Origin of the sequence: Streptomyces sp. NPDC056628 (genome assembly GCF_042792555.1) — a bacterium.
In the GTDB taxonomy this organism is placed as follows: Bacteria; Actinomycetota; Actinomycetes; order Streptomycetales; family Streptomycetaceae; genus Streptomyces.
The window spans coordinates 1-3265 of record NZ_JBHTWG010000085.1 but is presented as its reverse complement, the minus strand read 5'-3'; the positions used below and the strand labels follow the sequence as shown (position 1 = coordinate 3265).

The 3265-nt window shown below is 71.8% G+C and carries 5 protein-coding genes; 2 read left to right on the top strand and 3 right to left on the bottom strand.

All coding sequences use genetic code 11. The annotated features are described in order from the left end of the window. Positions 1-2: 2 nt before the first annotated feature. A complete protein-coding gene (locus ACFRAC_RS36645) occupies positions 3-179 on the top strand; it encodes a transposase (RefSeq protein ID WP_382939681.1) in 177 nt (58 codons plus the stop codon). A 205-nt stretch (positions 180-384) separates the two neighbouring features. On the opposite strand, the gene ACFRAC_RS36640 is transcribed toward ACFRAC_RS36645, so the two are convergent. The 3 genes from ACFRAC_RS36640 to ACFRAC_RS36630 are packed head-to-tail and all read right to left on the bottom strand — an operon-like array spanning position 385 to position 2479. Continuing rightward, positions 385-1215, bottom strand: a complete 831-nt coding sequence (locus tag ACFRAC_RS36640; protein WP_382939677.1) for a MerR family transcriptional regulator — start codon at positions 1213-1215, stop codon at positions 385-387. Positions 1216-1262: 47 nt separating this feature from the next. Next, on the bottom strand, positions 1263-1661 hold the full coding sequence (locus tag ACFRAC_RS36635) for a nuclear transport factor 2 family protein (RefSeq protein ID WP_382939675.1): 399 nt from the start codon (positions 1659-1661) through the stop codon (positions 1263-1265). Between the two features lie 44 nt (positions 1662-1705). Next, complete coding sequence (locus ACFRAC_RS36630) at positions 1706-2479, bottom strand: SDR family oxidoreductase (protein WP_382939672.1); 774 nt, start codon at positions 2477-2479, stop codon at positions 1706-1708. A gap of 125 nt (positions 2480-2604) precedes the next feature. Here ACFRAC_RS36630 and ACFRAC_RS36625 point away from each other — a divergent pair, with 125 nt between their 5' ends. Further along, positions 2605-3174, top strand: coding sequence for a DUF6328 family protein (locus tag ACFRAC_RS36625; protein ID WP_382939668.1), 570 nt, complete (start codon positions 2605-2607; stop codon positions 3172-3174). Positions 3175-3265: the final 91 nt, after the last annotated feature.

Sequence of the window (3265 nt, the reverse complement as noted above, 5' to 3'; positions counted from 1 at the left end):
AGATGCAGGAGATCAGAACTGGCCGGCACTGTGTTTTCGTGATGCATGTGCACTTGGTCTTCGTGACGAAATTCCGGCACAAGGTGTTCACCGATGCCCACTTGAGGCGTATGGAAGAGATCATGAAGTCGGAACCGGCCGGTGTGAGCACCACCTGGCTGAACCGGGAAAAGCCCTAGCGACGCTCCTTGCCGCAGGCAAAGAACCACGCCGTCCGGCTCCGCCGGACCTGAATCCGCGACGCTCCGCGTCGCGACCAGTAGATTCGCTTCATCACCGGCCTGAAGGCCGATGCACTGCGAATGAATTCTGGTAGCGGCCGGACGGGCACCCCGCGCCCGGTTCGGCGAGGCGCTCGCGGGCGAGGTCGCGGTACCCGTCCGGTCAGGCGGGGTCGACCAGCCAGGCGACCAGGGTGCGCCAGTGCTCGGATTCGTCGGTGTCCCGCGGGCCCACCAGATAGACCTCCTCGATGAGGCTCTGGGTGCGCAGTCCGTGGCGGGCGGCGTAGGAGCCGAGGGCGCTGTAGGTCAGGTCGAGGTCGTCGTGGGGCCCGGCGTGGGTGGCGACGACCGCGCTGCGCGGGGGCAGCCGGAGTTCACGGACGGTGGCCGGCGCGTCCGCGGGCAGCGGCAGCTCGGCGGGTGAATAGACCGTGGCGTGGCCGTGGCCCTCCGTGAACAGCTCGTGGGCGTACCGGCCGCCCGGCGGCAGCACCGGGCGCCGGCCGGCCGCCGCGTCCAGGTCCCGCATGGCCGCGTCGTACCAGCTCAGGTCGGCGCCCGGCGGGACGTCGAGGGACACGGCGAACACCTGCTGCGGCGGCAGGTCGTCCCGGCTCACCGTTCGTTCGGCCTCCGGGTCGAGGAGCTCGCGCAGCGCCTCGACGGCCCGCTGGGTCCGGCCGAGCCGGTCCTCCAGGCGGCGCAGATGGGCCGACACCACCTGCTGTGCCGCCTCGTGCCCGGCCGCGCCCGCGCCGGCGGACTCGGCGCGCAGGAAGCGCCGCAGGTCCGCCAGCGGGAGGTCGAGATCGCGGAACCGCCGGATGGTCAGCGCGGGCCTCACCTGCTCGGGCGCGTAGTACCGGTAGCCCGTGACGGGGTCGACCTCCGCCGGGACGAGCAGGTCCTGTTCGTGGTAGCGGCGCAGGGCGCGGATGCTCACATGCGTGATGCGCGAGAACTCGCCGATCGTCAGTCTGTCGCCGCCCACGGGTCCTCCTCGTCCTCGGCGCCGTCCCCCCGGCACGGGTGCCGGTGTCAGGGTGTGATCTCCAGCCGGGTGATCCTGCCCTGCTCGTCGCGTTCGAAAGTGAAGCACAGGGTGACCGGGCTGCCGGGGAAGTCCCCGGCGACCTCGGCGAGGGCCCGGAAGTCCGCCGGTGTGCCGGTGACCTCGCGCAGGTCGTAGCGGACCGGCGGGACCTCGTCCCGCCAGCGCCGCACCGCGGCGAGCCCCTCGTGGCTGCGCCCCTCGTCGTGGACGACGGCCCTCTCGTCGAACAGCGAGAGGTGCCGCTCCCGGTCAGGGCCCTTCGCGGCCGCGAAGTACGCCTCCACGAATTCCCGTGGTCCCTGCATCGTGCCGTCCGCGCCGTGCGGGGTCGGGGTGTCGTCTGGACCGTTCGGGGTGTTCGGGGTGTTCGGGGTGTTCGGCATGGTCTCGTGTCTCCTCCTCCGCGGGCCGCTGTGCTCGGCGGGCGTCACAGGGCGCGGACGGTGCCGCCGTCCACGGCGTACTCGGTGCCGGCGACCGCTCCGGCGCGGTCCGAGGCCAGGAAGACGATCACTTCGGCGACCTCCTCCGGTTCCGCGGGCCGCCCCAGTGGGATGCCGCCCAGTGACCGCATCAGCTCCTCCAGCGCAGCCTCCCGGCTCAGACCGCTCTCCTGCATGTGCCGTGCCAGGAACCGCTCGGCGGCGTCGGTGCGGATGAAGCCGGGGGCCACCGAGTTGACCCGTACGCCGCTCGGGGCGACCTCGTTCGCCAGGCCCTTGCTGTAGGCGGCCAGGGCGGCCTTCGCGGACGCGTACGCCAGGGTCGACTCGTACAGCGGCATCCGGCGTTGGATCGAGGTCACGTGCACCACGGCGCCCGAGCCGCGGGCCGCCATGTCGGGCACCAGGGCCCGGTCCAGGCGCACCGAGGAGAGCAGGTTGAGCGCCAGTTCCTCCGCCCAGTGTTTCTCGGTGAGCGCCGTGAAGCCACCGGCCGGGGAGCTGGAGCCGCCCACGACGTGGATGAGGACGTCCGGCACGCCGATCCGCTCCACGGCCTGGGCGGCGGCCGACGCGGCGCCTTCCTCGGTGCTCAGATCGGCGGCGACGAAGAGCGGGTCCGGGGTCCCGGGTGCCGTGCGGGCCATCGTGACGACCCGCGCGCCGGCCTCCCGCAGCCGGTGCGCCGTCGCCCGTCCGGTGCCCTGGGTCCCGCCCGTCACCACGGCGGTGCGTCCGTCGAATTCGTTGCTGTTCATGGACACCACCGTGGACCCTCTCCCGGGGAGAGACTCAAATCCGCGCGGCCGTCGGCAGGAACGGCTCCCACCTGCATGAAGACGCGTGAGCGGGGCAAAAGGACTCCCTGACCCGGGGAGGATGCATGACAATCGCCGAGCAGCCCGTCGAGCCCGACGCCACCGACGGCCCCTGCCGCGGACGGCACGACAGCCCGCCTGCGAAGCCTGCTACCGATGCGCCCGAGACGGCGCACGAGCGGGTCAACCGCCGCTGGAACGAGGTCCTGCAGGAGACGCGCGTCGCCCAGACCGGGGTGCAGATCCTCTTCGGCTTCCTGCTCAGCGTGGCGTTCACCCCGCTGTTCCGGGAGCTGGAGACGCTGGACCGGGGCATCTACGTCACGACCGTGGTGCTCGGCGCGTCGGCCACTGGATCGCTCATAGCGCCCGTGTCCATCCACCGCTTCCTGTCCGGTCAGCGCATGAAGGACGAGATGGTGGAGGTCGCGGGGCGTCTCATGATGTGCGGCATGGTCCTGCTGGCACTGACCATCGGCTGCACGCTCCTGCTGATCCTCCGCTTCGTCGTGCCGGGCGTCCTGGCGGAGATACTCGTGGGCGGCGTCATGCTGTGGTTCGGCCTGTGCTGGTACGTACTGCCGCTGCACCTGCGCCGCCGCGCCGAGCGCCGCTCCCGCACGCAGGACGCCTAGGGCGTGTTTCGAAAGTAGCGTCGTCCGCCCGAAGGGCGGGGTCCGCGGCGTCTGGTGCGGTGCATCGCAAGGCGGAGGGTCGTCCGCGTAC

What these genes read in the sequence shown, in the direction of transcription:
- ACFRAC_RS36635 (WP_382939675.1), bottom strand. Translation starts at nt 1,661, where the DNA reads ATGCCGAACACCCCGAACACCCCGAACACCCCGAACGGTCCAGACGAC.
- ACFRAC_RS36630 (WP_382939672.1), bottom strand. Translation starts at nt 2,479, where the DNA reads ATGAACAGCAACGAATTCGACGGACGCACCGCCGTGGTGACGGGCGGG.
- ACFRAC_RS36625 (WP_382939668.1), top strand. Translation starts at nt 2,605, where the DNA reads ATGACAATCGCCGAGCAGCCCGTCGAGCCCGACGCCACCGACGGCCCC.
- ACFRAC_RS36645 (WP_382939681.1), top strand. Translation starts at nt 3, where the DNA reads ATGCAGGAGATCAGAACTGGCCGGCACTGTGTTTTCGTGATGCATGTG.